This is a genomic window from Paenochrobactrum glaciei (assembly GCF_039522165.1).
GTDB classification, from domain to species: Bacteria; Pseudomonadota; Alphaproteobacteria; order Rhizobiales; family Rhizobiaceae; genus Paenochrobactrum; species Paenochrobactrum glaciei.
In genome coordinates this window covers 1-23,695 of the sequence record NZ_BAAADE010000017.1, presented here as the reverse complement: position 1 = coordinate 23,695, position 23,695 = coordinate 1, and the positions used below count along the sequence as shown (strand labels likewise).

Here is a 23,695-nt window from a genome sequence, read left to right as displayed (position 1 = left end):
TCCAGCTTCCTGCTCTTTAATCATCCCGATTATCTGTTCGTCTGAAAACCGTGAGCGTTTCATTGTCCATCTCCTACCAAGGATTGAACTCTACCAAAATCTGGAGGAGTTTGCGGGGCTCACGTCACCCTTTATAGGTGCCAAGGATAAAACCGAAGGCTGAGCTTGACGATATCATCCGGCTTTGCATCATGGTCACACGACCGGAAACATAGGTGCCATGGAGAGTGGCGAGGTTGTGCCGATTGACCCGTTTTATGACTGAAAAACACGTCGGAACATCGAGGAAACCAAGGCTTTTAAAATCGCCTCATCCTGATTTTCAGGGCAGCTCTTTGTCGTAGATACGCAAGCAATATGAATGCTGACAACATTTATCTGCTTGAGTGGCGGGGATGCGCCTGAATACACTTGTGACGCTATAAAAGCGTGATCACCTTGTTTAAGGTGTTGAAATAATAGGACTATTTTAGAGCTTGATCGCAGCCTTCGGACTCTTCGGAGGGCAGCACTCTATCCAGCTGAGCTACGGGTGCGTAGACGCTTGATCTATAAAGCAAAGCCTTTCTAACGCAACCATTTTTGCGGATCAATGGGGAAAGGTTGAATTGATTGCAGTTTATGTGAATAATCTGATGGGAGTGATTATGGGGGAGTTATCTGAAATGCCCGTCTGCAAATCCTTGACTAATTGTCGATCGATGCTGCCTTCAATCTACAGCCGTATTCAGCAGGGCGCATATGGACCTGCCCTGATGAAATGGAGAGGCTTCCTGTTAATATTTCATACAACAGGAGAACCCTATGAGTAGAAGCAAGCGCCCCGTTATTACGGATGATTTCAAGAAAGAGGCCGTCCGGCTTATTGCAACTAGCGGGCGGACATTCAGCGAGACTGCCGCGGACCTTGGAGTTGACCTCTCTACACTGACGCGCTGGAAACGCCAGCTTCATGAAGCTGATCTTTTACTTGGGCCGCATGAGGATGCTAAAGAGCTGGCGCGACTGCGCAAAGAAAACGAGATATTAAAACGCGCAGCAACTTTTTTCGCCAAGGTTGAGGAGGATAAGAAAACAGTCCAGTGAACTGTTTTCCCGACGAACAGTCGATGAAGTTTAAATTCATCGATGATGCGAAGAAGGAGTTTCCCATCTTTCGGCTCTGTTCAGTTCTTAGTGTCGGTGAAAGAGGCTATTTTGCTTGGAGAGGACGTCCAGCCAGTTCCCGGCAGAACAGGGATGTGATCTTATTGGCCCATATACGCTCTCAGTTTAAGACATCGCATGAAATCTACGGATCTCCACGCATGCATGTAGAACTCCAGGAGGCTGGTATTGATGTTGGCCGTCATCGCGTTGCGAGGCTTATGAGGGATAATAAGTTGAAAACTCTACAAAAACGGCGCTACAAGAAGACCACAGACAGCAACCATGCTGGTCTGATTGCCCCATCTTTCTTGAACAGGACTTTACATGCACTGGCCCAGATCAGAAATGGGGTGTTGATATCAGCTATATCTAGACCGCTGAGGACTGGCTCTATCTGGCAATTGTGCCGGATTTATTCTAGCGGCGTATTGTCGGATGGGCAACAAGTGACAGGCTCAAAGAAGATCTGGCACTGATGGCTTTAAACCGGCGCTACTCTTCGCAGGCCACCCTCCGGGCTGATCCAGCAATCGGATAGGGGCGGCCAATATTGTTCCTGTGACTATAGAGAACGATTAGCCAGTTACGGCATCGTCGCATCAATGAGCGCTAAAGGGAGTTGTCATGATAATGCGATGGTCGAAATCGTATTTAAAACCATCAAGTCAGAGATGGTCTGGTGCACGAGTTTCCAAACACGTGTGATTGCTGAAAAAGCCCTTGGCCGATACATTGATGGCTTCTATAATCCAATCAGGCGGCATTCAGCGCTCGGATATAAGTCGCCAATAGCATTTGAGGCCAACAACCGCAGTCGCTGAGTAAAAAGTTTCTCCACTAAACCAGAGCAAGTCCAAAAAATCTCTGGAAACTGAAATGTATAGCTGTTGCCACTTGCAGAGAAAGTTTGCGTGTTCTGCGCAGAACCTAGGTTTGAAAGTGAGAGTGCAATAGCAAAAAATCGCGAAGCGAAGAACACAAGACATAAGAACCTTCTCATGGAGGATAAGGTTTAAGAAAACCGCTCTTTCAGAACCGGTTAGTATCTTGCTTGAAATGCGGCAAATTTATTCGAGATTGATTTATTCGACAAGTGTTTGTAAGGGGCTCATATCTACCATGTTTCTGTTATTTAAAAGCTTTAATGCTATAAGTTCTGCTTTTCTGTTGTCAAAAGGAACTAACCTTTTTGCTTAAGTGGCTTCAAAAGAGATTAACGGCGTGGTCGCCGGAACATAAAAAGATTATTCGCAATTTTCCAGGTTTTGAAGAACTGGTAATGAGCCGGATTGGTCATGAAGACAGGCAAGGCACAGTCGTTGGGTTTTATACAAAAGATAGCATTTATGAGTTGGAGAAAAACCGCCTACAGCGTTCGCTGAGCTTACTCAATTTGCGATATGATTTGTCAGAAATTGAAAATCAGCAATCCTGGGTACGAAATGCCGGAATGAAGCCTTCAGTCCTGGTCAAAATGCGTGAAAAACATCAAGGGCCTTTGCTCTATGTGGATGTTGATGCTGTTTTTCATCGTAATCCGTGGCCGTTTTTGCTGGAGCAAGATTGTGATCTTGCGGTGTATTTCGAGCCGGAGGGTAATCTCTTGAGCGGAACATTATTCATTGGTGATACACCGGCAGCAAAAGATTTATTGAGCGTGTGGGATCAGGCTTGCCGTGACAATCCGGAGGAGTGGGATCAACGGGTTTTACAAAAAATTATTGCCGACGATCAACAGAGCAAAAGTCCGCGTTACCGAGTGGAAAGATTACCGGTTTCTTATTGTTGGGTGTTTGATAAAATCAATAACGAGCCGGAGAGCGAGATTTATATCGAGCATTTGCAGGCGAGCCGCGAGAAAAAGAAACGCAAGCGTTTATTCAATCGCAAAGGCAAGGGACTAACCCGCCGCGATGACAGAATAAAAGAAATTGAAAAAGTGCTTTTTTAATAGTTTTAAGTGGTAAGTGTCGTTTTATTTATGGTTTCGCAGCCCCAGATATGTGAGTGGCGGACTACCGAAAGCGCGTTTGAACATCAGCGTAAAAGCTGCCGGATTTTCATAGCCCAAATCTAGCGCTACATTGGTAACCGGCTCTCTGCTGGCAAGGCGCGGTATTGCTGACAGCAGGCATGCTTGCATACACCATGCTTTAAAACTCATGCCTGTTTCGCGCCGGAAAAGCCGTGTGAATGTACGCCGGCTGGTGCCAATGCTTTCACACCAATCATCAATAGTTTCATGAATATTGGGTGCCAGCATAAAAGCGCGGCAGCGCTCGGCTAAAATTTTATGTGTCGGATAGGGTAGTGAGAGTGGAAGAGGCGGTAATTGTGCCAGCTCATAGAGGAGCAGCTGCATCAGAGTGCCTTCACGGCCGTCCAGTGGGTATTCCAGCGGTAAATCCAGTGCCTCATTGATTAGCTCACGCACAAATGCGGAAATGCTGACCACCTGACAATTTTCAGGCATCGTCGGAATGGCATCGGGCTCCAGATAAAGGCTTTGCATGGTGACCTCGCCGACGATACGCACATTATGCGTCGCGCAAGGCGGGATCCACATACCACGCTGCGGTGGCATGACCCATGTGCCGGTAGGGGTGGTGAGAACAATGAGGCCGGACTTTGCAGACATTAATTGGCCGCGGCGGTGATGATGGGGCACAATTGAGTGGCCATCGGGATAAATATTGCCGATAGCAACAACGGGGCGGTCGATATGGTCAACCTGATCAATATGGATGTGACGCATGTTTTGACCCGATTTAGTAATTGAATGACCCAACATCGGTGGCGGGTCTAAAACTTCTGTATCATGAAAAAGCAGATAATCGCAATAAGTTGCGAATAAGCAGGTGCTGACAGCCTGCAACAAGAATGAAAGTTTAATTCCGTGTCAAACACAACTGTTTCTGCTGTTCCGATAAAAGCAAAAGCTGCTTTTCCTGTTCTTTTGGGCGCAAGTGCAGGGCATCTTCTGAATGATCTTTTGCAGGCCTTATTGCCTGCGATGTATCCGATTTTGCAGCAAGGATTTTCGCTAAGCTTTGCTCAGGTCGGTATTTTGACCTTCGTTTATCAGCTGACAGCATCTATTTTTCAGCCCTTCATCGGCCATTACACTGACCGTAATCCGATGCCCTATTTGCTGCCTTTAGGCATGGCTTCATCCATGAGCGGCTTACTGGCACTGGCCTTTGCACCAAGCTATGGCTGGTTGTTGTTGGGTTCGGTTTTATTGGGGCTGGGGTCTTCGATTTTCCATCCGGAAACATCACGCATTGCACGCCTTGCGTCCGGTGGTTCGCATGGACTTGCGCAATCTCTGTTTCAGGTGGGCGGTAATTTTGGTTCAGCACTTGGGCCTTTGGCAGCAGCGTTTATCATTCTGCCGCGCGGGCAAAGCGGTCTGGCATGGTTTGCCATTGCAGCTCTTGCCGGTATTATTTTATTGTCGGCGCTGGGGGCTTGGTATCGCTCCAATGGTCTGACACGTAAAGCCAGCAATGCAGCACCGGAACGCCATCCGTTTTTGACCAAACGTCAGGTCAGTGTTGCCATGGCCATTCTGATTGCGCTGTTGTTTTCCAAATATATCTATTTGGCAAGCTTCACCAGCTATTACACTTTTTACCTGATGGATAAGTTTGATCTGCCGATTAAATCGGCGCAGGTTTTGCAATTTGTGTTCTTTGCGTCCGTTGCTGCCGGCACCATTTCCGGCGGGCCAATCGGTGACCGTTTGGGGCGCAGACTGGTGATCTGGGTTTCTATTTTGGGTGTGTTGCCGTTTACGCTGTTACTGCCGCATGTGGGCTTGATAGCTACAGTGCTCCTCACCGTGATTATCGGCTTCGTAATCTCATCGGCATTTCCTGCAATTGTGGTTTACGGTCAGGAACTAATGCCGGGACGTGTTGGCATGGTGTCGGGCTTGTTCTTCGGCTTTATTTTCGGGATTGGTGGTATCGGTGCAGCCGCTCTTGGCGCGATGGCAGACTGGAAAGGGATTTCCTTTGTATTTCTGATCTGCTCGTTTTTGCCCATCATTGGTGTGCTGACAGCATTTTTGCCAAATCCGCGTGAACCAAAAGCCGACTGAATGTAGAAAACTGCTGAAATTAAAAAGCCCCGATAATCGGGGCTTTTTTTTATTAGTTTTGACTATCGTAATCTGCGGATGCTTTGACCAAAGCATCAATATCATCGGCACAGATCTGAGCGCGAAGCGCATCAAATTTCTGTTTATCCCATTGATAAATGCCAAGCGCCAGCAGACGATCAACGGTTGCTTCAGGAAAACGCTGTTTGATTGATTTGGCAGGATTTCCGGCAACGATTGTATAAGGGGCAACCGATTTGGTGACGATGGCGCCGGATGCAATAATGGCACCTTCACCAATGGTTACGCCCGGCATAATCATCGCGCGCATACCGATCCATGCGCCATCCTGAATAATGGTGTCGCCTTTGCCGATATAGGCATCAGTAATGACCTCAACAAATGGATAAAGGCTGAACCAATCGGTGCGGTGGGTGTGATTGCCGCCCATCAAAATGACAGCTTCAGCACCGATGCAGACATAATCACCAATATGAAGCTGGTCGATTTCCCACATTGGCTCCCATGTTGCCAGACTATATTCATCGCCATAATGATAGCGCACGACACTTTCTTCAAATGTGCCTGTCCATGCGCCGCTATAATAGCTGTGCTGGCCGCGAATATGGATATTGGGATTTTTGACGCTTTCCGCCAGCATTTCCACTTTTGACCAATGTTTGACGGATGCCTGATCAACCGACATTTTTACTCTCCGTTTAAAGATGAAGGACAGGCATAAAACGCCATATGAGAGCATTTTTATAACAAAGTGCTCCTATGGTTACAAATATTAGCTGATCTAAGTTTTTAAACCTTCTCAGAGGCTGAACTTTCTCCCCTTCAACAAAGTGAGCAGTAAGAGCGGAATAAGCGTGGTGATGATGATGGCAATAAGCGCCATTGCCATGCCAAGGCCAACCGAGCCTTGCTCGAATTGCCGCCAGATAAAGATGGAAATGGTTTGCATGCCAACGGGCGCAATCAGCACCGAGGCGACCAGCTCACGGGTGGCGACTGCAAAAACGAGCAACATGGCTGTAATCAGGCTTGGCGCAATAAGCGGCAGCATGATGCGGCGAAAGGTGGTGAAACTAGTGGCACCGCAAACGCGTGCTGCTGCCTCCAGATTATCCCCGATCTGATGGAAAGCGGCTGTCGTATAACGGATGGGTTGCGGCAACAAGATGCAGCAATAGGCCAGCAACAGGATCAGCGGTGTATTGTAAGGAGAAACCAGTAGTGCCGGTTGGTTCCAAGCCAAAATAAGGCCGACAGCAACCACGACACCTGGCAAAGAATTTGGCAGAACGGTTAAAACATCGAGGAAGTTGCGGCCGCGGAAGCGCATTTTTACCACCGCATAGGCTGCAACAGCACCCAATAATCCGGTGAAAAGTGCACTTGCGACACCTAAAGACAGGCTGTTGATGAGGGCTTTCATACCGCCTGCGGAATTTTCGGCAATGGCACTGAAATTGTCAAAACCGATATTGGAAAGTGTCAAACCGCCTGAAATGGTCTTTGATAATGCGGTGGCAAGAATGGCAAGCAGCGGTACGCCAGTTGCGATAAAGCTGACAAAGGCAAAAAGAGCAACGACAGGGATGGTAAGATTTCCCAAGGCGCGTTTGTCTTTGGCTTGCGGCTTGCCGACAGTGGTGACATAAGAACGGCGGTTTAAAATCCAGCGCTGGATCATAAAGGCGCCAAGCGATAATAAAACGAGGGCAAGTGAGAAGACGGCAGCCCCTGCCAGATCAATCGGCCAGTCTGAAACACGAAGATCAATTTCGGTGACGAGCACTTCAAAGCCGGAGCGGCGGCCAAGGGCTGCCGGTGTGCCATATTCTTCAATGGCAGCAGCAAAAACCAAAAGCAGACTTGCGGCAAGGCCGGGTGTTGCAAGCGGCAAAGTAATACGGAAAAAAGAGCGCCATGAGGAGGCACCAAAAACGCGACCAACATCGGCATAACGTGCGCCGACGGCTTCAATCGTGCGCGATACGGCAAAATATACCAACGGAAATGTGTTGAGTGCCATGACAAATGTCATGCCGGAAACAGAAAACAAAAAAGACGAGAGGTTGAAACCGGCAAGCTGCTCCAAATAGCCGCGCGGTTGCAGGCTCATAATCCAGCCAAGAGTGGCAATATATGGCGGGATCATAAACGGGATGAGCATCAAGATATCCCAGAATATCGCCAGCGGCACTTTGTAAAGTGCCCGAAATACGGCGAGTGGCACAGCAATGAGTGCTGAAAGAGCGACAACCAGCAACCCCAGCAACACTGTATTGCCGGTAATGCGGAAAAGGCGCGGATCATCAAAGAGTGCCGCAATATGCGAAAACGGATTGGCCAGCGAACCGCTACCCAATTGCGGAAAAATCGATTGCAGGATGATAAAAACAAAGGGGACCGCTACGACGAGTAACAGACCTGCCATGGCAAAATAACCCAGCGGGTTATGCAGGCTTGCGTTTTTAATCTGCATTTTTATTTCCAGTATCAATTGAAAAAATTAGATGCGGGAAGCGCACAAACCTCCCGCACCTTATGCTCTTCAGGTGTTATTAATTGGCAAAAACAGCGTTGAATTCTTTGATAGTTTCATCGCGTTTGCCGTAAACAGCTTCGGCATCAACTGTCAGGATTTTCAGATCATTGATCAGCGGACGATTGGCCGGAATGTCCGTGCGCGATGGCATCAGATAAGTGTCGGCAATCATTTTCTGGCCTTCGTCAGAAAGCATGTAATCAATGAAAGCTTTCGCTTCATCCTGATTTTTTGACCAGTTGAGGATCATGGCCGGACGTGGCGCAATAACGGTGCCGCTTGGCGGGAAAATCACGTCAATAGCTTCGCCCTTGGCTTTGCCCGCAAGCGAAATATAGTCAACCGCACCAAAAACAGCAGCCTTTGCGCCTTGCAAAACAGGATTGAGCGCTTCAGCATTGGCACCGGCAACATTGGCACCGTTGGCTTTCAGTTCTTTGAACAAATCCCAGCCGTTCTGTGCCTGCAAAGCAGCAACCAGCTCGAATGTTGCACCCGACTGTGCGGGATCGGGCAGATTGACCAGATCTTTATATTCCGGCTTGGCAAGGTCTGCCCATTCGGTTGGCTTCGGGGTTTTGCTGTTCGGGTTCCATGCAATACCAAGTGCCGAAACACCCTGTGCCACAGCATATTCATTTTTCAAAAAGTCTGGTACATTCACGGCATTCGGGCTTGTATAAGCCACCAGCCAATTGCGCTTGGCAAAATCGGTTGCTGTATCCCATGATGCGGAAATAAGCACATCCACCACCGGATTAGCAGCTTCTGCCTCAATGCGCGCCATGATCTTGCCGGTTGTTGCCTGAAAAACCTGCACTTTGGTGCCGCTTTTTTCAGTAAAACCAGCAGCCAGTTTTTCAATCAGGCTGCCAGGGCCTGCGGAATAAACCGTGATATCGGCAAAAGCAGCCGTGGAGCTGAGCAAAGTCAGGGCGAGTGCAATCCCGCCGCCAAACAGCTTATTCTTCATGATATTCTCCTGAGATGTCGGGTAAAAGTGCAGTTAATTGGAAAACCAGCGCAACTGGCTATGGTCGATTGCCAGTGCTGTCTGACTGCCCTGCGGACGGGGCAACTGATCGAGATAGGTTATCTCATGGTTGAAACTGTCATCGCCGATGCGCACTGTTGTGAGGTGACCATCCCCGCGAAACTGCGAGCGCAGGACGATGGCCGTAATACTGTTGTCTTGGGAGGACGTGGCAGAAATGGCGCGTGTCGGGATGAGCACATGGCTGTGGTTCTGGTTATGGTGAGGGGTATAATGGGGGGCTTGGAGATAGTAGCTGGTGCCGCGGATTTTGTAATCTTGGCTACAATATTCAACCGGCATGACACAGCCCAGACGCAGAAAATCGGCAACCTGCGTGCTGGCCGGATTAGCCACCAGACTTTGCGGATCGGCGAGTTGCTCAATATTGCCGCTGCGCATGATCGCTACCTGATCGGCAAGCGCAAAAGCTTCGCTCTGGTCGTGGGTGACATAAACGGCGGTCAGGCCTAAATTACTCACCAATTGTTTGATTTCGCTCACCATATTCTCGCGCAATTCGCGGTCGAGATTGGAAAGCGGTTCGTCAAAAAGGACGAGTTTTGGTTCGGCGACAATCGCGCGGGCAATGGCGACACGCTGTTGTTGCCCGCCGGACATATCGCTGATGGAGCGCGTTTCAAAAGCACTTAGCCCCACGCGTTCAAGTGCAATTTTTACGCGTTTTTCGCGGTCGCTGCGATTAATACCACGCATTTCTAACGGAAAAGAAACATTGCCCGCTACACTCATATGCGGCCAGAGCGCATAATCTTGAAACACCATGCCGAGATGGCGTTTTTCAGGCGGCAAAAACAGACCGGATGTGGCATCGGCAACCATGGTGCCGTTAATGCTGACATCGCCTTTGGTGGGGGCAAGCAAACCGGCAAGAAGACGGAGCAAAGTGGTTTTGCCGCAACCTGATGGCCCGAGCAGCGCCAATGTTTGCCCTTTCGGCAGCATCAGGCTGATATGATTTAAAATTGTCGTTTTGCCATAAGCGAGGCTGAGCCCGTTTACGCTCACTGCAATTTTTTCTTGTACCGTCGGGTCGTAAAGCATCAAGCTACCATCATCTTTCGTTACAATGCCTGTTAGGACAGTTTTGTAACGATGGAATGACGGGTTTTTGACAGTTGTGTCACAATGGAGTTTTGCCGGACAATCAATAAAGATCATCCGGCAAAATTTATATTTAAATCTTATTCAATACCAAGGAACTTGAACGGTTCGGAGTCTTTGAAATTAGCATTGACCTTGCCGGCAAAAATATTGCTCTGATTGGCACCCAGATCAAGCTTCTGCACTTTGCCGCTTTCCTTCGAGAAATCGAGCCCCTTCAGATCAACCCAGAATGTATTCGGTGTCAGGGCAGATTCAAAGAAGTAGAGCAAACGGTTATGGTCTGCGACGGTTCTCCAGCGTGTCGATGAAATATTGGGCTGATCCGGTGTGGTGATGCCGTAAGGCACCGAAACGTTACGGATAACACTGAAAACGCTTGCGACTGCCATGTCAGGATTTTCATGCTTAGGCAGTGCATCCACATAGAAAGAAGCGCGCGCAAAACGGTCGGCTGCGCGGTTGGTGCCCGGCAACATAACAGTGCCGCCGATCTGCTGCCAGTAACTATCAAGCGCCAGCTGCTTTTCAAAAGTCGGCGAATTGGTCATCACATTATAATTGCGGCTATGATGGATAACCTGCTTGCCATCGATATATTCGACAATGGCGCTGTCGCCTTTGGCATCGGAGATAGAAAGATGGAGCGTGGCAAGACGTTCTTCACCAGGCACATTGTCGGTGACAATGGTAAACGGCTCTTTCTCCAGCTCTTTTACGGCTTCTTCAACCGTTGCAAAACTGTCGAGCACATATTGTGCCCATGCAGCAATAGTTAGCCCCGGTTTGGTTTTATCCAGTGTTGGATATTCGGATTCAACCAGCCATAAGACGTTTGCCACAAGACCTTTTTCATTCATGCCGTCGGTGGTGGAAATGTCATAACCGGAGGCAATCACGCTGCCATATTTTGATGTCCATTTCAGTGAGTTTTCACCCGCTTCACCGCTGCGCTGCATACCGCGCGGGAAAACCCACAAATTGGTGCCTGAATCGACCTTCCAATCCATTGAACGGGCGGTAATCATCTCATTATTATTGCCTTCATAAACAAGTCTTGTGCAGGCCTGTGATGTTAAAGGCGCTGCAAACATGGCAAAGGCAACCGTGCTGGTCATCAGAATTGAACGAACTGATTTATGATTGAGGAACATCTGATTAACTCCGTTATAAGTGCTGCAAATACTTATCGATTTGAAGCAGACATTCAACCAATGCTATTCGTTCAAATGTAGTTATGGTTAGCGTGGACAGATCGGATCTATTGTTTTTTGCCAGAGTCACTCCTGTTGCATGCTTAATAGTGGCGCATACGACGGGAGCGCTGGTTGTTATTTCGCGCGTCTGGCTTCCAGAAATGCAGGGATAAGAAAAGGCGCTAAAGCTTTCGCCTTTTCAACATCTGCTTCATCATAAGCATATTCAGCATCCAGCAAATTGATGGTGCCGATGGTCTCACCATTATAGATTACCGGAATATTGATCGCAGAGCCTAAGCCAAGACTAAAGATCAGCTCGTGATCAAAAAAAGCCCAGATGATGCTGTCACGATCTTTGCCTAAAAACGGCTGCTGGTTTTTTAAAACCAGATCACCCCAAGGGGTGGCACCCATGGGCTTGCGGCCAAAGACAGGGTAAGATTTTTCATCATTAGAATAAACGCGCGCCACTTCACCGCCATCCACATAAAGCATAGTGAGAAGCTTATGGCCGACACTGTCTTTTAAAATGCGGTCAACCGCTTGGAAAATTTTGTCGGGCTGGTTTTTTTCAGCCAATAGTAACAGGAGAGACTGTTCTTGCTGCATGGCTATCTCGTTCATTTCCAAAAATCACGTAATGTGGAAGGGGTGTGCATATGGCCGTAAAGATGATCCCAGAACTCTTTACGGCGGTCTTTTTCAACTGTTTTCCAGACATCATGCACGGCAACTTCACCACACCAATAAGCATAAACAAATGGTGCGCGCAGGCCGTGTTTCAGAAAGGACAGGCGCGAGCGTACTGTGCTGACTTCCTGAAAAGCGGTTTGGGCGGTGATTTCAGCAATGTCTTCAAGCGACTTATTTTCCACATGTAACATCCATGCTGCATTGCAGCGCGATGCACTGCGAAGACGCTGTAAAGCAACTGCCAATTCGTCCGCTGGTGTATCGACCCAATCAATGAAGAACAGGCCATTATCGGCAATGCCTTCAAACAAGGCGCTGCTGGCAGAACTGGTGACAACTTGCGCACCATCAAGCGGCATGAGACCTTCTTTTACATAGCGTTCGCGAAGCCCCATATGCACCAGATGGCCGGGAAATGCTTCATGCGTTGCCAGATGTTTGAGCGAATAAGTCGTATAAGGCAGATCGAGATTGAGGATCAGACGGCGACCCGGATAATCGCAATAGGCAGAAAAAGGCACATCTTGTGCTGCAACCGGTTCAATCCAGTCGTCGTCCAAATCATACATCATGGCATTGGAACGGCGGCGGGCTTCTTTGGTTAATTCCCCCAGTGTGGCTAAAACAGCTTGCGGAGCCACGCGATTATCCTTTTCAAAGCGTTTGACATCTTCTGTCAAATCTCCTGAACGATAGCCAAGTTCATCCAGCTTTTCACGGATTGTGCTGTAATAGCCATCAAAAATCTCCGCGCCGATTTTCTGCGTGTCGACACGAAGCTGGCGCTTGAGGCGTTCTTGAAAACTGACTGGTTTTTCCTGAAATGTTTCAATTAGCATCAGCAGAGAATCTGCCATTTCGCTAAGATAAGCCAGACGTAATTCGCTTTCGGCTTCCTGCGGCAGACGGTTGATCAAATTTTGCAGACGCTCGGTTGCCTCATTGTAATCCCGCAAAAGGATCGGTTCGACAGGTGCCATAGCAACCGGAATAAGACCTTCGCGATCCAGAAAACCATCGCTGCTTTTGGTGCTGCGGTAAAGCTGATCAAGACCGGCGGTAAGCCCTGCTAATTCATGGCCTAATTTCATGGTGTTTGCCTCCGTCTTACAAGGTGTTTTTGACAAAGCGTCCGTCGATCATAATGGCGCTCATATGCGCACCATCATGTTGCAACAGGCTGATATCGCTTAACGGATCGCCATCAATGACGAGAAGGTCGGCAAATGCACCCTCAGCAACAATACCGGCTTCGCCGCTCATCCGGCACAAATCAGCGCCGACAATAGTCGCGGAATAGATGATTTCAGCTGGTGTCAGCACTTTGGCCAGCAGTTCAAATTCCATGCAATGATATTTACGTAACTGGCCCAACAGATCAGAACCAAATGCCATTGGCAGACCTGCATCGCGCATAATTTCCAGCGAGCGCAAACCGCCTTGGCGAACGGTTTCGATCTTGGCAAATTCGGCTTCGCCCAAGCCCAGTTCTTCGCCGTCTAATGCCAAGGCATCATAAGCAACCAGTGTCGGTACGGCGATACAGCCTTTTTCAGCTGCCAGTTTTGCTGTTTCTGGCGTAATCAGATTGCAATGTTCCAGCGAGTGAACACCAAGCTCCACCACACGGCGGATGGATTTATCGGTGTAAACATGGGCGGAAACATAAAGGCCGGCATTGTCGGCTTCTTCAACAATGGCCGCCAGCTCATCTTTGGAAAACTGGATGGAATGGATCGGATCATTAGGGGAAGAAACACCGCCATTGGCCATCACCTTGATGAAACGGGCGCCTTCTTTGATCATTTCACGTGAGACGCGACGCACCTCGTCAACGCCGTCAACGAGAATACCCATGGAGCCCAAACGGTCGGACATAATGCCCGGACGATTGTCGGTGCGTTGGCGCAGATCACAGTGACCGCCGGTGGTGGAAAGTCCTTTGCCGCAGATCACCAGCCGCGGGCCGTCAATCAGCCCTTCTTCAACCGCACGCACCAGACCATGATCGGCACCACCCAGATCCCGTAAAGTCGTGAAACCACGCAGAAGGCTTTCTTGCATCACACGAGCAGAGCGCAAGGCTGCGAGCGAGGATGGGGCGATGGAATTTGACCATAAATCAAGCGATTCAGCCACCACATGCACATGACAATCAATCATGCCCGGCATCAGCACTTTGCCGTTGAGTGCTACTTCTTCAGTGCCTTCCGGTTTTTCGATGCGGGCGGCGATTTTTTCAATACGGCCATCACGAACCAGTACGGACATACCATCAATCAATTGGCCTTTGCGTGTATCAAGAATACGGCCACCGGTGAAAAGCGTATTTTTATGCATGAGACTATCTTTCAAAAATGGCGTGATTAGCGATGATGGCAAGCCAGCAAACGACCATTATCGCGAGTGGTCAGCTCCGGCGCTGTGCTGCGGCAAATGTCACTTGCGAGCGGGCATCTGGTGTGGAACGAACAGCCGGAAGGCTTGTTGGTGGCGCTTGGAATATCATCATTGGAAGCGCTGAACTGATGGCGGTTGCGTGGATCAAGGGATGGCGCCGAGCGCATCAGTAATTCAGTATAGGGATGTGCTGGTGTGGCAAAGATGGATTTTTTGTCGGCAATTTCGACGATTTTGCCCAGATACATCACCGCGACACGGTCGGAGAGATATTCAACAACACCCAGATCATGAGAGATGAACAGAAAAGCGACACCAAGTTCGCGTTGCAGATCGGAGAGCAAATTGAGAATTTGCGCCTGTACTGAAACGTCAAGTGCCGAGACCGGCTCATCGCAGACAATGACATCAGGCTTCAGGGCAAGCGCGCGGGCAATACCGATGCGCTGACGCTGACCACCTGAAAACTGGTGCGCGTAATTATTAGCCTGATCGGGGCGTAAACCAACGCGTTGCATCAGTTCGGCGACACGAGCTTCCCGCTCTTGTTTGGTGCCGATATTATGAATATCAAGCGGTGCGCGAATGATATCACGCACGCGGTGGCGCGGATTAAGCGACGAAAACGGATCCTGAAATACGATCTGCACGCGTTTGCGATACGTGTTTAAGGCGGATTTTCCGAACTCTTTGACCGATTGACCATCAAAGGTTACTTCGCCATCGGTTGCTTTAATCAAGCCTAATAGCGCCAGACCGGTGGTGGATTTACCGCAGCCGGATTCTCCCACCAGACTTAAAGTTTCGCCGCGATTGAGTGAAAAACTAACTCCGTCAACAGCCCGCACTGCGCCCACAACACGGTTTAAAACGCCCTTACGGATCGGGAAATGAACTTTCAAATCCTGAACACTTAAAAGAGATGATGGCTGTGGCATGAGTGTCTGATCCTGATGTTCAGTTGCAGGCATTTTGAACCTCCCAGCAAGCCGCATAATGGCCGGTTATTTTCTCTTCAAATGGCGGGCGTTCTACATGGCAGCGCTCAGTGGCTTTGGTGCAGCGCGGTGAAAATGCACAGCCCTTTGGCAATGCCCAGAGCGGCGGAACGGTGCCCGGAATATCGACAAGGCGTGTGTCGCTTCCGGTATGGGTGCGCGGGATCGCGCCCAATAGTCCAAGCGTATAAGGATGCATCGGATTGTCGAAAAGCGAGTTGACGCTGGCTTCTTCAATGCGGCGTCCGGCATACATGACCACCACACGATCAGCCATTTCGGCGACCACGCCCAGATCATGTGTAATCATCACCATGGCTGTGCCAAGACGTTTTTGCAGATCGGAAATCAGACCTAAAATTTGCGCTTGCACGGTGACGTCCAAAGCGGTGGTTGGTTCGTCGGCTACCAGAATGCGTGGCTCGCAGGAAAGGGCAAGTGCGATCATCGCTCTCTGGCGCATACCGCCGGATAATTCGTGCGGATATTGGCGGGCACGGCGTTCGGGATCGGGCATTTGCACAAGGCGCAAGGATTCAACCGCGCGGGCAAAGGCCTCTTTTTTGCTGCCTTTACGGTGCTGGCGCACAGCCTCGGCAATTTGCTCGCCGATGGTCAAAACAGGATTTAAAGCGGTCAGCGGTTCTTGAAAAATCATGGCGATTTTTTCACCGCGATAATCTTCAACACTGCGCTGATCAAGCTTTAAAAAGTCGGTATTGTCGATTGTAATTTCACCCTTGGTGACGTCGATGCCTTCAGGCAGCAAACGCAGTAAGGACAGCGCGGTCATGGATTTTCCGCAGCCGGATTCACCCACGATACATACGGTTTCACCGGCAGAAACCGACATGGTCATATCGGAAACGACAGTGAAAGTGCCGCTTTCACCGCGGATTTCAATATTGAGATTATTGACCGCCAGGACCGGCCCGGCAGATGTCGGGTTGGATGCGTTTGTCATAGTGTCCGCTTTTTCAATCATCCTGGCGCACTCCTCTTTTGTCGTTCTTAAGATACATGCTCTGAAATAATTTCAGTCAGTCACCGGTGCGGGCTGCCATTAAAATAGTGGGGGCAAAAATGGCAGAGCCGGCACCGGTGGCTGATTTTTTAATCGGTTGCGCCTTCCATATTGCCAACCATGAAGCCGTAATCGCCGGATTCAACGAGGTTTCGTGACAAATGGGAGAGGATCATGATGCCGTTTTCATATGGGTGCTTGATTTCTTCCAGCACTTCAAAAGTGTACGGGCTGACAACGCGACCGAGTAGTTCGCCTTTTTTGATCACCTGACCAAGCGGGGGGCAAAGTGGCTCCAGCCAGCCGCCTTGCGTCGGGCGAATACCGGCAATTTCATTGACCACGATCTGTTTTGGTGCAGGAACCACTTCACCTTCAATGGTGCCGAGGAAGCGCAGCATGTTCAACACGCCGTCAACAACGCGTTTGACATAAGGGGTCTGGTCAACAATACCGCCGCCAAGTTCGACAACGACGGATGAAATACCACGCTGATCAATGGTGACAGTTTTGGTGGTGCCGTCAAAAGAAGTGCCTTCTTTGTCTTCGACAGGGCGGTAAAGCACGGTGGAACCAAAGGAACGGGAGAGGGCTTCATCATTGAGAATGTAAACATAATCAACCGTCGGGCGATCGGTGCCGGAATGAAGATCGATATGTTTGTCAATTTTCTCAAGGAAATTGGTGGAAATGGCGCGTGCCAGCTGTTGGCTGTAGGAGCCATTGGCATTGCCGGGGAATTCGCGGTTGAGGTTTAGTTCATCCAGCGGTGTGAAACGGCGGTTGAGTGCCATGGCGCGCGGGTTTGCAACTGGCAACAACAAGATGCGGCCTTTGATCGGCATGGTCTTGAGAATATTGAACAGGTCAACAATTGCCTGTGAACCGGCATTTTCATTGCCGTGGATGGAGCCGGAAATACCAATGGTCGGGCCGTCTTGTTCGCCGATCAGCTCATGCATGATCAAAGTGGCATCGCTGCCGTCAGCGTGAGTGGTAAATTTAGGTGTCAGCTTGTTGATTTGCTTGACCATTTTATCTGTCCTTACTTGTATTACATATGTGAATTATTTGGCGGAACCTTTGCCGCCGCGTGAAAGCTGACGGGGGTCGAGAATGTCGCGCAAACCATCGCCTAACAGGTTGAACCCTAAAACGGTGATCATGATGCTGGCGCCGGAAATAATGGAAAGCCATGGCGCATCGCGGATAAACTTGGTGCCATAAGCCAGTGTCCAGCCCCATGTCGGGGTTGGGGGTGGCAGGCCAAAGCCCAGAAAGCTTAATGCGGACTCGGAAATGATGGCAGTGCCAAGACCAAGCGAGGAGAGCACGATAATCGGCCCCATTGCATTGGGCAAAATTTCCTTGAACAGAATGCGGGAAGGACTTGCACCAAGGGCGCGCGCTGCCTGCACATAGTTTTGCTCGCGCAAAACCAAGGTGGTGGAGCGTACAACGCGGGCATATTCAGTCCATGCGACCACAATAAGCGCAAGCGCGACATTGAGCATGCCGGGGCCCAATATGGCAACAATGGCAAGCGCTAAAACAATGGCCGGAACGCCTAAGAAAATGTCGGTGACACGCATCAAAACGAGGTCAACCCAGCCGCCGAAATAACCGGCAACCAGCCCGACAATTGTGCCGATGATAACCGAAAAAACAACAGCAATGACCGCAATGCTTAAGGAAACGCGCGCCCCCCAGACAAGGCGTGACCATAGATCACGGCCGAAATTGTCGGTGCCGAGCAGATGATCCCATGACGGGCCTGCAAAACGGTTGCGCATATCCATTTGCTCAACACCATGGGTGGCCAGTGCCGGGGCAAAAACCGCCAGAATGATGATGGTCAGGGTGATAAGGCCACCGATCACCAAGGATGTATTACGAAAAGCTTTTGGTATCCGCATTGTCTTTATCCCAACCGAATACGCGGATCGACCGCAGCGTAAAGAAGATCAACGATCAGATTGACGAGGGCGAAAATGATCGCAAAGGTCAGTACAATGCCCTGAATAAGCGGCAGATCGCGTTGTGAAATGGCGGAGATGGTCAACTGTCCCAAGCCCGGCCATGCAAAGATGGTTTCGGTCAAAACCGCACCACCCAGCAGCGCACCAAAACGCAGACCAATCACACTCAGCACCGGCAATAAGGCATTGCGCAATGCATGGCGGATGATGACACGCGGACGACGCAAGCCTTTGGCATAAGCGGTGCGCACGAAATCTTCGCGCAAAATTTCCAGCATGGAAGCACGTACCAGACGGGAAATGACGGCCGCGGAATTGGCGGCCAATGCCAAAGCTGGCAATGCCATATGGGACAATGATTTGACGAGCACTTGCGGGTTGCCGGTCAAAGCCATGCCGATTGCAGACATTAATGGTTCGCCGCGGCCAATTGCTGGCAACCAGCCCAGATTAACGGCAAAAAGCAGCATGAGAAGCAGACCCAGCCAGTAAACCGGCATGGAAACACCAATCTGTGCCAGCAGCATCGTGCCTGTATCAATGATGGAACCTTGCCAGATGGCGGAAATCACACCGAGCAGAAGCCCGAGAATTGTCGCCAGCAGCAGCGAAACAACGGCCAGTTCGATTGTGGCTGCCAATCTGCCGCCAATAATGCTGGCAACTGATTGGTTTTGGAAAATGGATTGCCCCATATCGCCATGAGCGAGCGCGACAAAGTAATTCCACAAACGCAGATACCAAGGGGCATCCAGTCCGAGATTAGCGCGCAACAACGCGATGGCATCTGGTGTCGCTTCCTGCCCGAGCAGAACGGCAACCGGATCACCGGGAATGATAAGAAGCAAGGCAAAGGTCACTACCACCATACCGATAGCCATCGGTATAAGCAGCAGGAGCCGACGCAGAATATAGGCAATCATGTGGTCGGTTCCTCTTGATTGAAGACGGGAATGGACGCGTAATTGTTCGCGTGAAATTTTCGCGCAAAAACAGGCTCTGCGGTATGCAGATTGAAATGCATGGAACTGGCGAACGGGACTTCCCAGAAACCGGCATGGCTGCGCCGGTTTCTGGCATTGGTAAAAACTTAGTCGGTATAACCGATCAGACCGCGAAGATTACCGCGCGGATTGGTCTGAATGGTGGTAACAGGCAGATCTTTTTGATGGAACAGCTGATAACCCTGATAGGAAATCACATAATAAGGCAATTCCGTGCTCAAAAGCGTTGCGGCTTGCTGATAAGCCTGCTTGCGGCTTTCCTGATCAAGTTCTGAGCGGCCTTTTTTAAGCAATGTATCAAGCTCGGCATTGGAATATTTCGCCCAGTTGTTTGGGCCATCCGTGATGAGCTGCGCATACATCAGACGATCTGGATCAACAATGCTGAGCCAGCCAAGCAGTGCAATCTGGTGTTTGCCTTGCTGCACATAATTGGTTGAGAAACTCGGCCAGTCGGAGATTTGCGCCTTTGTTTCAACGCCTGCCTGTTGGAACACAGCTTGCAGGAACTCAAGTGCCTGAACGCGGTTCGGATCTTCACTATGGGTGGCAATCGTGATGGTCAAAGGCTTGCCGTCTTTGTCCAGAATGCCATCGCCATTGGTGTCTTTCCAGCCGAGTTCGTTAAAGAGTGCAATCGCACCTTCAACATCAAATTCCGGTTGTTTGATATCCGGCGAAAATGCCCAAGAAGAAGGCAGGATCATCGAGGTCGCGATCTGGTCAACGCCTTGATAAATATCATTGACGATGGTTGCCTGATCAACAAGCTTGGAGAAAGCCTGACGCATTTTAGGATCGGCGAGCAGCGGATCACTGGTGTTGAAATGTAAATATGTGATGCCAAGACCGGCACTGATGACTTTTTCAAAGCGATCATCTGCGGCCAGACGTGTTACATCCTGCGGAGATAATGGTGACTGGATCACATCCAGATCACCGGCTTCAAAGGCCTGTGCGCGTGCGGAATTGTCGCCGATAATTTTAAGTGTGACCTGATCAATTTCCGGCGCGCCACGCCAATAAGTCGGGTTGGTTTCCATGACAATATCGCTGCCGCGGTTCCAGTTGGTCAGCTTCATCGGGCCTGCACCCAAAGGCTTCAGCGCCATATCCTGACCGGCTTCAGCGGCTTTTTTGGAAACAATGCCCATATCCAAATAGGAAAGCAGTGGTGCATAAGGTGCAGACAGTGAGAATTTAACCGTGCGCTCGTCCAGTGCTTCAATTTTCTCAACAGGCTGGAACAAAGCACGCTGAGGTGCACCAAAATTCGGGTCGATCAATGTCGTATATGTGAAGACCACATCTTCGGCGGTCAAAGGTGAACCGTCTGAAAACTTCAAATCGGGGCGCAGCTTGAAGATGAATGTCTGTGAATCCGGTGTTTCCCAGCTTTCAGCCAGATCTGGCACGGCTTCAAGCGACGGCGTGATATGAACAAGGCCGGCATAAAGCAGATCAGCCACACGGTAAGCCGTGGAATCACGCGATTGGCGCGGATCAAGTGTGCCTGCATCAATGTCGGTGCCAACCACCAATTTTCCGGCTGCTGATGCTGGCAGTAATGCGCCGGTGAAAACGGCAACAGCGAGGCTGACCGCACTCACGGTTGATAAAAACTTGTTCATGTCTCTCTCCCAAATGTCATTTTATGTGCCGCAAACACATTCCCTCCGCACATCCTCGCCGCGAGGTGCGTGTTACGGGATTTCCGTTTCGGTGTTAGATATTTTCCCCTGTCTCAATTTATTCAGGCAAGGGATAAGCTGATTTTCGACAGAACCCGGATCAGGGGCGTGACGATATTCAAAACAAGCAATGCCGGGGCGCACCATGCCCGCAATGTGATCTGCACCCGTGGCAAATACGACCGCGTCACTGGCTGCAATCATTTCTTCCAGATCCGGCGATGAAGACCATGTAACTTTGATGTCGGAAATATGCGGCGCATATTCACGTACACTTGGTTTCATCACAGCGATATAATCCGGCAAATGGGTGATCGCGACCACATGGGCGCGCGGATCAAGGCCTGCAAGCGTCTGTCTGGTGCGTGCTGATGGAATAAAGCGCAGTGCCAGAATATTGGCATCCGGTATAACTTCGCGAATTTCGGCCTGACGGCTAAGGAATGTCAGCACCAGATCGGCTTCCAGACAAGCAGCGCGCGCTTTCGGATCAACGCGAATATCATCAAGCGTTACCAGTGAAATACGGTCATCACTGGAAAAGACAGGGCGCATTTCATCAATATAGTCCTGACCAGGCCCTTCATAAATCGCAACAAAGACAATCGAAAGACCAGCTTTCGGTTTGCGCAATTGTGATTGGGCATTGATCATGGAAACAAGCGTCATCGTTGGCACACCCAAACGCTCTGCCTTACCGAGCAAGATTTCGATATCTGTGCGCAATGCTTCAGCAGGAGAAGATTGCTGTTTGCCTGTATGTGGACGCTCGGCAACAAAGGCGCCGGAACCTTGGCGCATTTCAATCAGGCCGGCATCGCGTAATTGCTGATAAACATGTGCAACAGTCATCGGCGCTATGCCAAGTTCAGTCGCCAGCTGACGTACGGATTGCAGCTTGGTGCCGTAAGGAATGTCTCCGAAAGACAGCATATAATTCAATAACCCATGCAGCTGTGCGCCAACGGGCACAGGCAGGGACTTATCAATACTGGAAGCATCAAGCGAAAACATGTGAACTACTCTGTTAGTACACTTTACGATAACACGTGATTGAGTTTCTGCAAGAGGTAAATTTTCTTGACCATGATTTTTAAATTTGACCGTAAAGAGTGTTTTTCCAGAAACTAAATAGACAAATTAACGTAGAAATGATTATGAATATAACAAAATGAACATTTTAGCTCATAAGGGAGTGTACTAATGGACTATGTCAATCTGGGTCGGTCGGGCCTAAAAATTTCCCGTATTGCAATGGGTTGTATGTCTTTTGGTACACCAGCATGGGCACCGTGGGTGCTGGATAAAGAGGCATCAGCGCCGATTCTCAAAAAAGCTGTCGAGCACGGCATCAACTTTTTTGATATGGCGGATATGTATTCCAATGGTGTTGGTGAGGAAGTGGTGGCAGAAATTTTAAAGCCGCTTGTTCCCCGTCATAAATTAGTGCTGGCAACCAAGCTTTATAATCCGATGAGTGCTGATCCAAATGATCGCGGTTTGTCGCGCAAGCATATTTTTGAAGCGGTGGATGCGAGTCTGAAGCGTTTGGGCACTGATTATATTGATCTTTATCAGTTGCATCGTTTTGATTATGAAACACCATTGGAAGAGACGCTGGATGCACTCAATGATGTCGTGCGCAGTGGTAAGGTACGTTATCTCGGCGCGTCTTCCATGCATGCCTGGCAGTTTATGAAGGCGCTTGGCTTGCAGCGCCAGCACGGTTGGGCGCAGTTTGTATCCATGCAACCACATTACAATCTCATCTATCGCGAGGAAGAGCGCGAAATGATTCCGCTTTGCCGTTCTGAAGGTGTTGGGGTGATTCCGTGGAGCCCGCTGGCGCGTGGACTATTGGCCGGTCGTGCAACAGGTGGTGATTCTGCTTCAACAGTGCGTGCTCAGACAGATAAAACCGCAAATGCACTTTATGATCGCTCAAAAGCACAAGATGATGCGGTTATTGCTGCCGTTAAAAAAGTTGCGGAGCGTCACGACAAGCCAATGGCGCAGATTGCATATGCTTGGGTTGCGACTCGCGCAGGTATTTCGGCTCCGATTGTCGGAATCTCTAAGCTTCATCAGTTTGAAGATGCGCTTGGTGCGCTGGAGATTCGTCTGAGCGATGAGGATGTGGCGGAAATGGAATCGCCTTACAGCGCGAAAAACATTGCGGGTCACATTTAAAACTGAACGGCTAATGTGTAGCCCCTATATGTATATAATGTATCAAGGGCGTCTTCGGACGCTCTTTTTATTTTAGATGATTCTCATAAAAACGATGATGAAGAGCCCGTTTGCGTGAGGAGAGGGCTGTGCATAAGCGTTAAAAGCGATGTTTTTAGTCGGTTTTATACAAAAATGCGTCTTTTCCAGAAGCGTCGCTTGACTCTTCATTCGGAATGGCATTAGTAGGCCATCTCTACGACAGATTTGTGAAGCACACAAAACAAAGTAGGGAATTAAGAAAATCAAATGTTACTTAAATAAATGATTTTCTTGCAAGTTTTCACTTGACAGTGATTGCTTGAGGGGTTAGAAGCCCCGAACCACTTCGGAGCTCGAGAGTGTGAGGGTGGTGAGATTGCTGAGCGGTTGAGCGAGGGTTCGCTGATTGGTGATTGAAGTTAGTTTTTGACGAAAGTTGATTTCGTCCGTTCTTTGAAAATTACATACAGAAGAAAGAGAAACGTGGGCGGCATAGTTTGCTGAACTGTTTTCGGATAGTTCAA

At 49.5% G+C, this 23,695-nt stretch carries 20 protein-coding genes and 1 pseudogene; 4 read left to right on the top strand and 17 right to left on the bottom strand.

Annotated elements, in window-relative coordinates:
- The first annotated feature begins 804 nt into the window (after positions 1–804).
- Together ABDZ76_RS16925 and ABDZ76_RS16920 are read left to right on the top strand one after the other, a co-directional pair.
- A pseudogene (locus ABDZ76_RS16925) lies at positions 805–1,970 on the top strand (IS3 family transposase).
- Positions 1,971–2,338: 368 nt separating this feature from the next.
- On the top strand, positions 2,339–3,100 hold the full coding sequence (locus ABDZ76_RS16920; RefSeq protein ID WP_343808322.1) for a putative nucleotide-diphospho-sugar transferase: 762 nt from the start codon (positions 2,339–2,341) through the stop codon (positions 3,098–3,100).
- A 24-nt stretch (positions 3,101–3,124) separates the two neighbouring features.
- On the opposite strand, the gene ABDZ76_RS16915 is transcribed toward ABDZ76_RS16920, so the two are convergent.
- Positions 3,125–3,904 carry an AraC family transcriptional regulator gene (locus tag ABDZ76_RS16915; RefSeq protein ID WP_343808319.1) on the bottom strand — a complete coding sequence of 260 codons (780 nt, stop codon included), beginning with the start codon at positions 3,902–3,904 and terminating at the stop codon, positions 3,125–3,127.
- Between the two features lie 141 nt (positions 3,905–4,045).
- Here ABDZ76_RS16915 and ABDZ76_RS16910 point away from each other — a divergent pair, with 141 nt between their 5' ends.
- A complete protein-coding gene (locus ABDZ76_RS16910; protein ID WP_343808316.1) occupies positions 4,046–5,254 on the top strand; it encodes an MFS transporter in 1,209 nt (402 codons plus the stop codon).
- A gap of 52 nt (positions 5,255–5,306) precedes the next feature.
- On the opposite strand, the gene ABDZ76_RS16905 is transcribed toward ABDZ76_RS16910, so the two are convergent.
- The 15 genes from ABDZ76_RS16905 to ABDZ76_RS16835 form a co-directional block, all read right to left on the bottom strand.
- Positions 5,307–5,960, bottom strand: coding sequence for a CatB-related O-acetyltransferase (locus ABDZ76_RS16905; RefSeq protein WP_343808313.1), 654 nt, complete (start codon positions 5,958–5,960; stop codon positions 5,307–5,309).
- A 114-nt stretch (positions 5,961–6,074) separates the two neighbouring features.
- A complete protein-coding gene (locus ABDZ76_RS16900) occupies positions 6,075–7,751 on the bottom strand; it encodes an ABC transporter permease (RefSeq protein ID WP_343808310.1) in 1,677 nt (558 codons plus the stop codon).
- A 79-nt stretch (positions 7,752–7,830) separates the two neighbouring features.
- Positions 7,831–8,787: an ABC transporter substrate-binding protein gene (locus ABDZ76_RS16895; RefSeq protein ID WP_343808307.1), complete on the bottom strand. Its 957-nt coding sequence runs from the start codon at positions 8,785–8,787 to the stop codon at positions 7,831–7,833.
- A gap of 33 nt (positions 8,788–8,820) precedes the next feature.
- A complete protein-coding gene (locus ABDZ76_RS16890) occupies positions 8,821–9,912 on the bottom strand; it encodes an ABC transporter ATP-binding protein (protein ID WP_343808331.1) in 1,092 nt (363 codons plus the stop codon).
- A 140-nt stretch (positions 9,913–10,052) separates the two neighbouring features.
- On the bottom strand, positions 10,053–11,090 hold the full coding sequence (locus tag ABDZ76_RS16885; protein WP_343808328.1) for a linear amide C-N hydrolase: 1,038 nt from the start codon (positions 11,088–11,090) through the stop codon (positions 10,053–10,055).
- Between the two features lie 213 nt (positions 11,091–11,303).
- Positions 11,304–11,795 carry a GAF domain-containing protein gene (locus ABDZ76_RS16880; protein ID WP_343808303.1) on the bottom strand — a complete coding sequence of 164 codons (492 nt, stop codon included), beginning with the start codon at positions 11,793–11,795 and terminating at the stop codon, positions 11,304–11,306.
- Positions 11,792–12,955 carry a hypothetical protein gene (locus ABDZ76_RS16875; protein WP_343808300.1) on the bottom strand — a complete coding sequence of 388 codons (1,164 nt, stop codon included), beginning with the start codon at positions 12,953–12,955 and terminating at the stop codon, positions 11,792–11,794. Before ABDZ76_RS16875 ends, ABDZ76_RS16880 begins: the two co-directional genes overlap by 4 nt.
- Positions 12,956–12,971: 16 nt before the next feature.
- The gene (locus ABDZ76_RS16870) at positions 12,972–14,204 is read right to left on the bottom strand and encodes a metal-dependent hydrolase family protein (RefSeq protein ID WP_343808297.1); all 1,233 of its coding nucleotides are present in this window, start codon (positions 14,202–14,204) and stop codon (positions 12,972–12,974) included.
- Between the two features lie 26 nt (positions 14,205–14,230).
- On the bottom strand, positions 14,231–15,235 hold the full coding sequence (locus ABDZ76_RS16865; RefSeq protein ID WP_374844842.1) for an ABC transporter ATP-binding protein: 1,005 nt from the start codon (positions 15,233–15,235) through the stop codon (positions 14,231–14,233).
- Positions 15,222–16,226 (bottom strand): ABC transporter ATP-binding protein, encoded by a 1,005-nt coding sequence (locus ABDZ76_RS16860; RefSeq protein ID WP_343808294.1) that lies wholly within the window; start codon positions 16,224–16,226, stop codon positions 15,222–15,224. Before ABDZ76_RS16860 ends, ABDZ76_RS16865 begins: the two co-directional genes overlap by 14 nt.
- Positions 16,227–16,375: 149 nt before the next feature.
- Entirely contained in the window at positions 16,376–17,320 is a 945-nt protein-coding gene (locus ABDZ76_RS16855) for a succinylglutamate desuccinylase/aspartoacylase family protein (protein ID WP_343808290.1), read from the bottom strand.
- A 33-nt stretch (positions 17,321–17,353) separates the two neighbouring features.
- On the bottom strand, positions 17,354–18,202 hold the full coding sequence (locus ABDZ76_RS16850) for an ABC transporter permease (RefSeq protein ID WP_343808287.1): 849 nt from the start codon (positions 18,200–18,202) through the stop codon (positions 17,354–17,356).
- A 5-nt stretch (positions 18,203–18,207) separates the two neighbouring features.
- Positions 18,208–19,188 carry an ABC transporter permease gene (locus ABDZ76_RS16845; protein WP_343808284.1) on the bottom strand — a complete coding sequence of 327 codons (981 nt, stop codon included), beginning with the start codon at positions 19,186–19,188 and terminating at the stop codon, positions 18,208–18,210.
- Positions 19,189–19,355: 167 nt separating this feature from the next.
- The gene (locus ABDZ76_RS16840; RefSeq protein WP_343808281.1) at positions 19,356–20,900 is read right to left on the bottom strand and encodes an ABC transporter substrate-binding protein; all 1,545 of its coding nucleotides are present in this window, start codon (positions 20,898–20,900) and stop codon (positions 19,356–19,358) included.
- A 72-nt stretch (positions 20,901–20,972) separates the two neighbouring features.
- Entirely contained in the window at positions 20,973–21,974 is a 1,002-nt protein-coding gene (locus tag ABDZ76_RS16835) for a GntR family transcriptional regulator (protein ID WP_343808278.1), read from the bottom strand.
- A 189-nt stretch (positions 21,975–22,163) separates the two neighbouring features.
- On the opposite strand from ABDZ76_RS16835, the gene ABDZ76_RS16830 reads away from it, so the two are divergent.
- Positions 22,164–23,150: an aldo/keto reductase gene (locus ABDZ76_RS16830; RefSeq protein ID WP_343808275.1), complete on the top strand. Its 987-nt coding sequence runs from the start codon at positions 22,164–22,166 to the stop codon at positions 23,148–23,150.
- A 348-nt stretch (positions 23,151–23,498) separates the two neighbouring features.
- On the opposite strand, the gene ABDZ76_RS16825 is transcribed toward ABDZ76_RS16830, so the two are convergent.
- Positions 23,499–23,695: hypothetical protein (locus ABDZ76_RS16825; protein ID WP_343802822.1), on the bottom strand; the 197-nt coding region annotated here is incomplete at its 5' end.

Coding starts and splice junctions, on each gene's coding strand:
- ABDZ76_RS16915 (WP_343808319.1), bottom strand. CDS start 3,904: ATGCGTCACATCCATATTGATCAGGTTGACCATATCGACCGCCCCGTT.
- ABDZ76_RS16905 (WP_343808313.1), bottom strand. CDS start 5,960: ATGTCGGTTGATCAGGCATCCGTCAAACATTGGTCAAAAGTGGAAATG.
- ABDZ76_RS16900 (WP_343808310.1), bottom strand. CDS start 7,751: ATGCAGATTAAAAACGCAAGCCTGCATAACCCGCTGGGTTATTTTGCC.
- ABDZ76_RS16895 (WP_343808307.1), bottom strand. CDS start 8,787: ATGAAGAATAAGCTGTTTGGCGGCGGGATTGCACTCGCCCTGACTTTG.
- ABDZ76_RS16890 (WP_343808331.1), bottom strand. CDS start 9,912: ATGCTTTACGACCCGACGGTACAAGAAAAAATTGCAGTGAGCGTAAAC.
- ABDZ76_RS16885 (WP_343808328.1), bottom strand. CDS start 11,090: ATGACCAGCACGGTTGCCTTTGCCATGTTTGCAGCGCCTTTAACATCA.
- ABDZ76_RS16880 (WP_343808303.1), bottom strand. CDS start 11,795: ATGAACGAGATAGCCATGCAGCAAGAACAGTCTCTCCTGTTACTATTG.
- ABDZ76_RS16875 (WP_343808300.1), bottom strand. CDS start 12,955: ATGAAATTAGGCCATGAATTAGCAGGGCTTACCGCCGGTCTTGATCAG.
- ABDZ76_RS16870 (WP_343808297.1), bottom strand. CDS start 14,204: ATGCATAAAAATACGCTTTTCACCGGTGGCCGTATTCTTGATACACGC.
- ABDZ76_RS16865 (WP_374844842.1), bottom strand. CDS start 15,235: ATGCCTGCAACTGAACATCAGGATCAGACACTCATGCCACAGCCATCA.
- ABDZ76_RS16860 (WP_343808294.1), bottom strand. CDS start 16,226: ATGACAAACGCATCCAACCCGACATCTGCCGGGCCGGTCCTGGCGGTC.
- ABDZ76_RS16855 (WP_343808290.1), bottom strand. CDS start 17,320: ATGGTCAAGCAAATCAACAAGCTGACACCTAAATTTACCACTCACGCT.
- ABDZ76_RS16850 (WP_343808287.1), bottom strand. CDS start 18,202: ATGCGGATACCAAAAGCTTTTCGTAATACATCCTTGGTGATCGGTGGC.
- ABDZ76_RS16845 (WP_343808284.1), bottom strand. CDS start 19,188: ATGATTGCCTATATTCTGCGTCGGCTCCTGCTGCTTATACCGATGGCT.
- ABDZ76_RS16840 (WP_343808281.1), bottom strand. CDS start 20,900: ATGAACAAGTTTTTATCAACCGTGAGTGCGGTCAGCCTCGCTGTTGCC.
- ABDZ76_RS16835 (WP_343808278.1), bottom strand. CDS start 21,974: ATGTTTTCGCTTGATGCTTCCAGTATTGATAAGTCCCTGCCTGTGCCC.
- ABDZ76_RS16830 (WP_343808275.1), top strand. CDS start 22,164: ATGGACTATGTCAATCTGGGTCGGTCGGGCCTAAAAATTTCCCGTATT.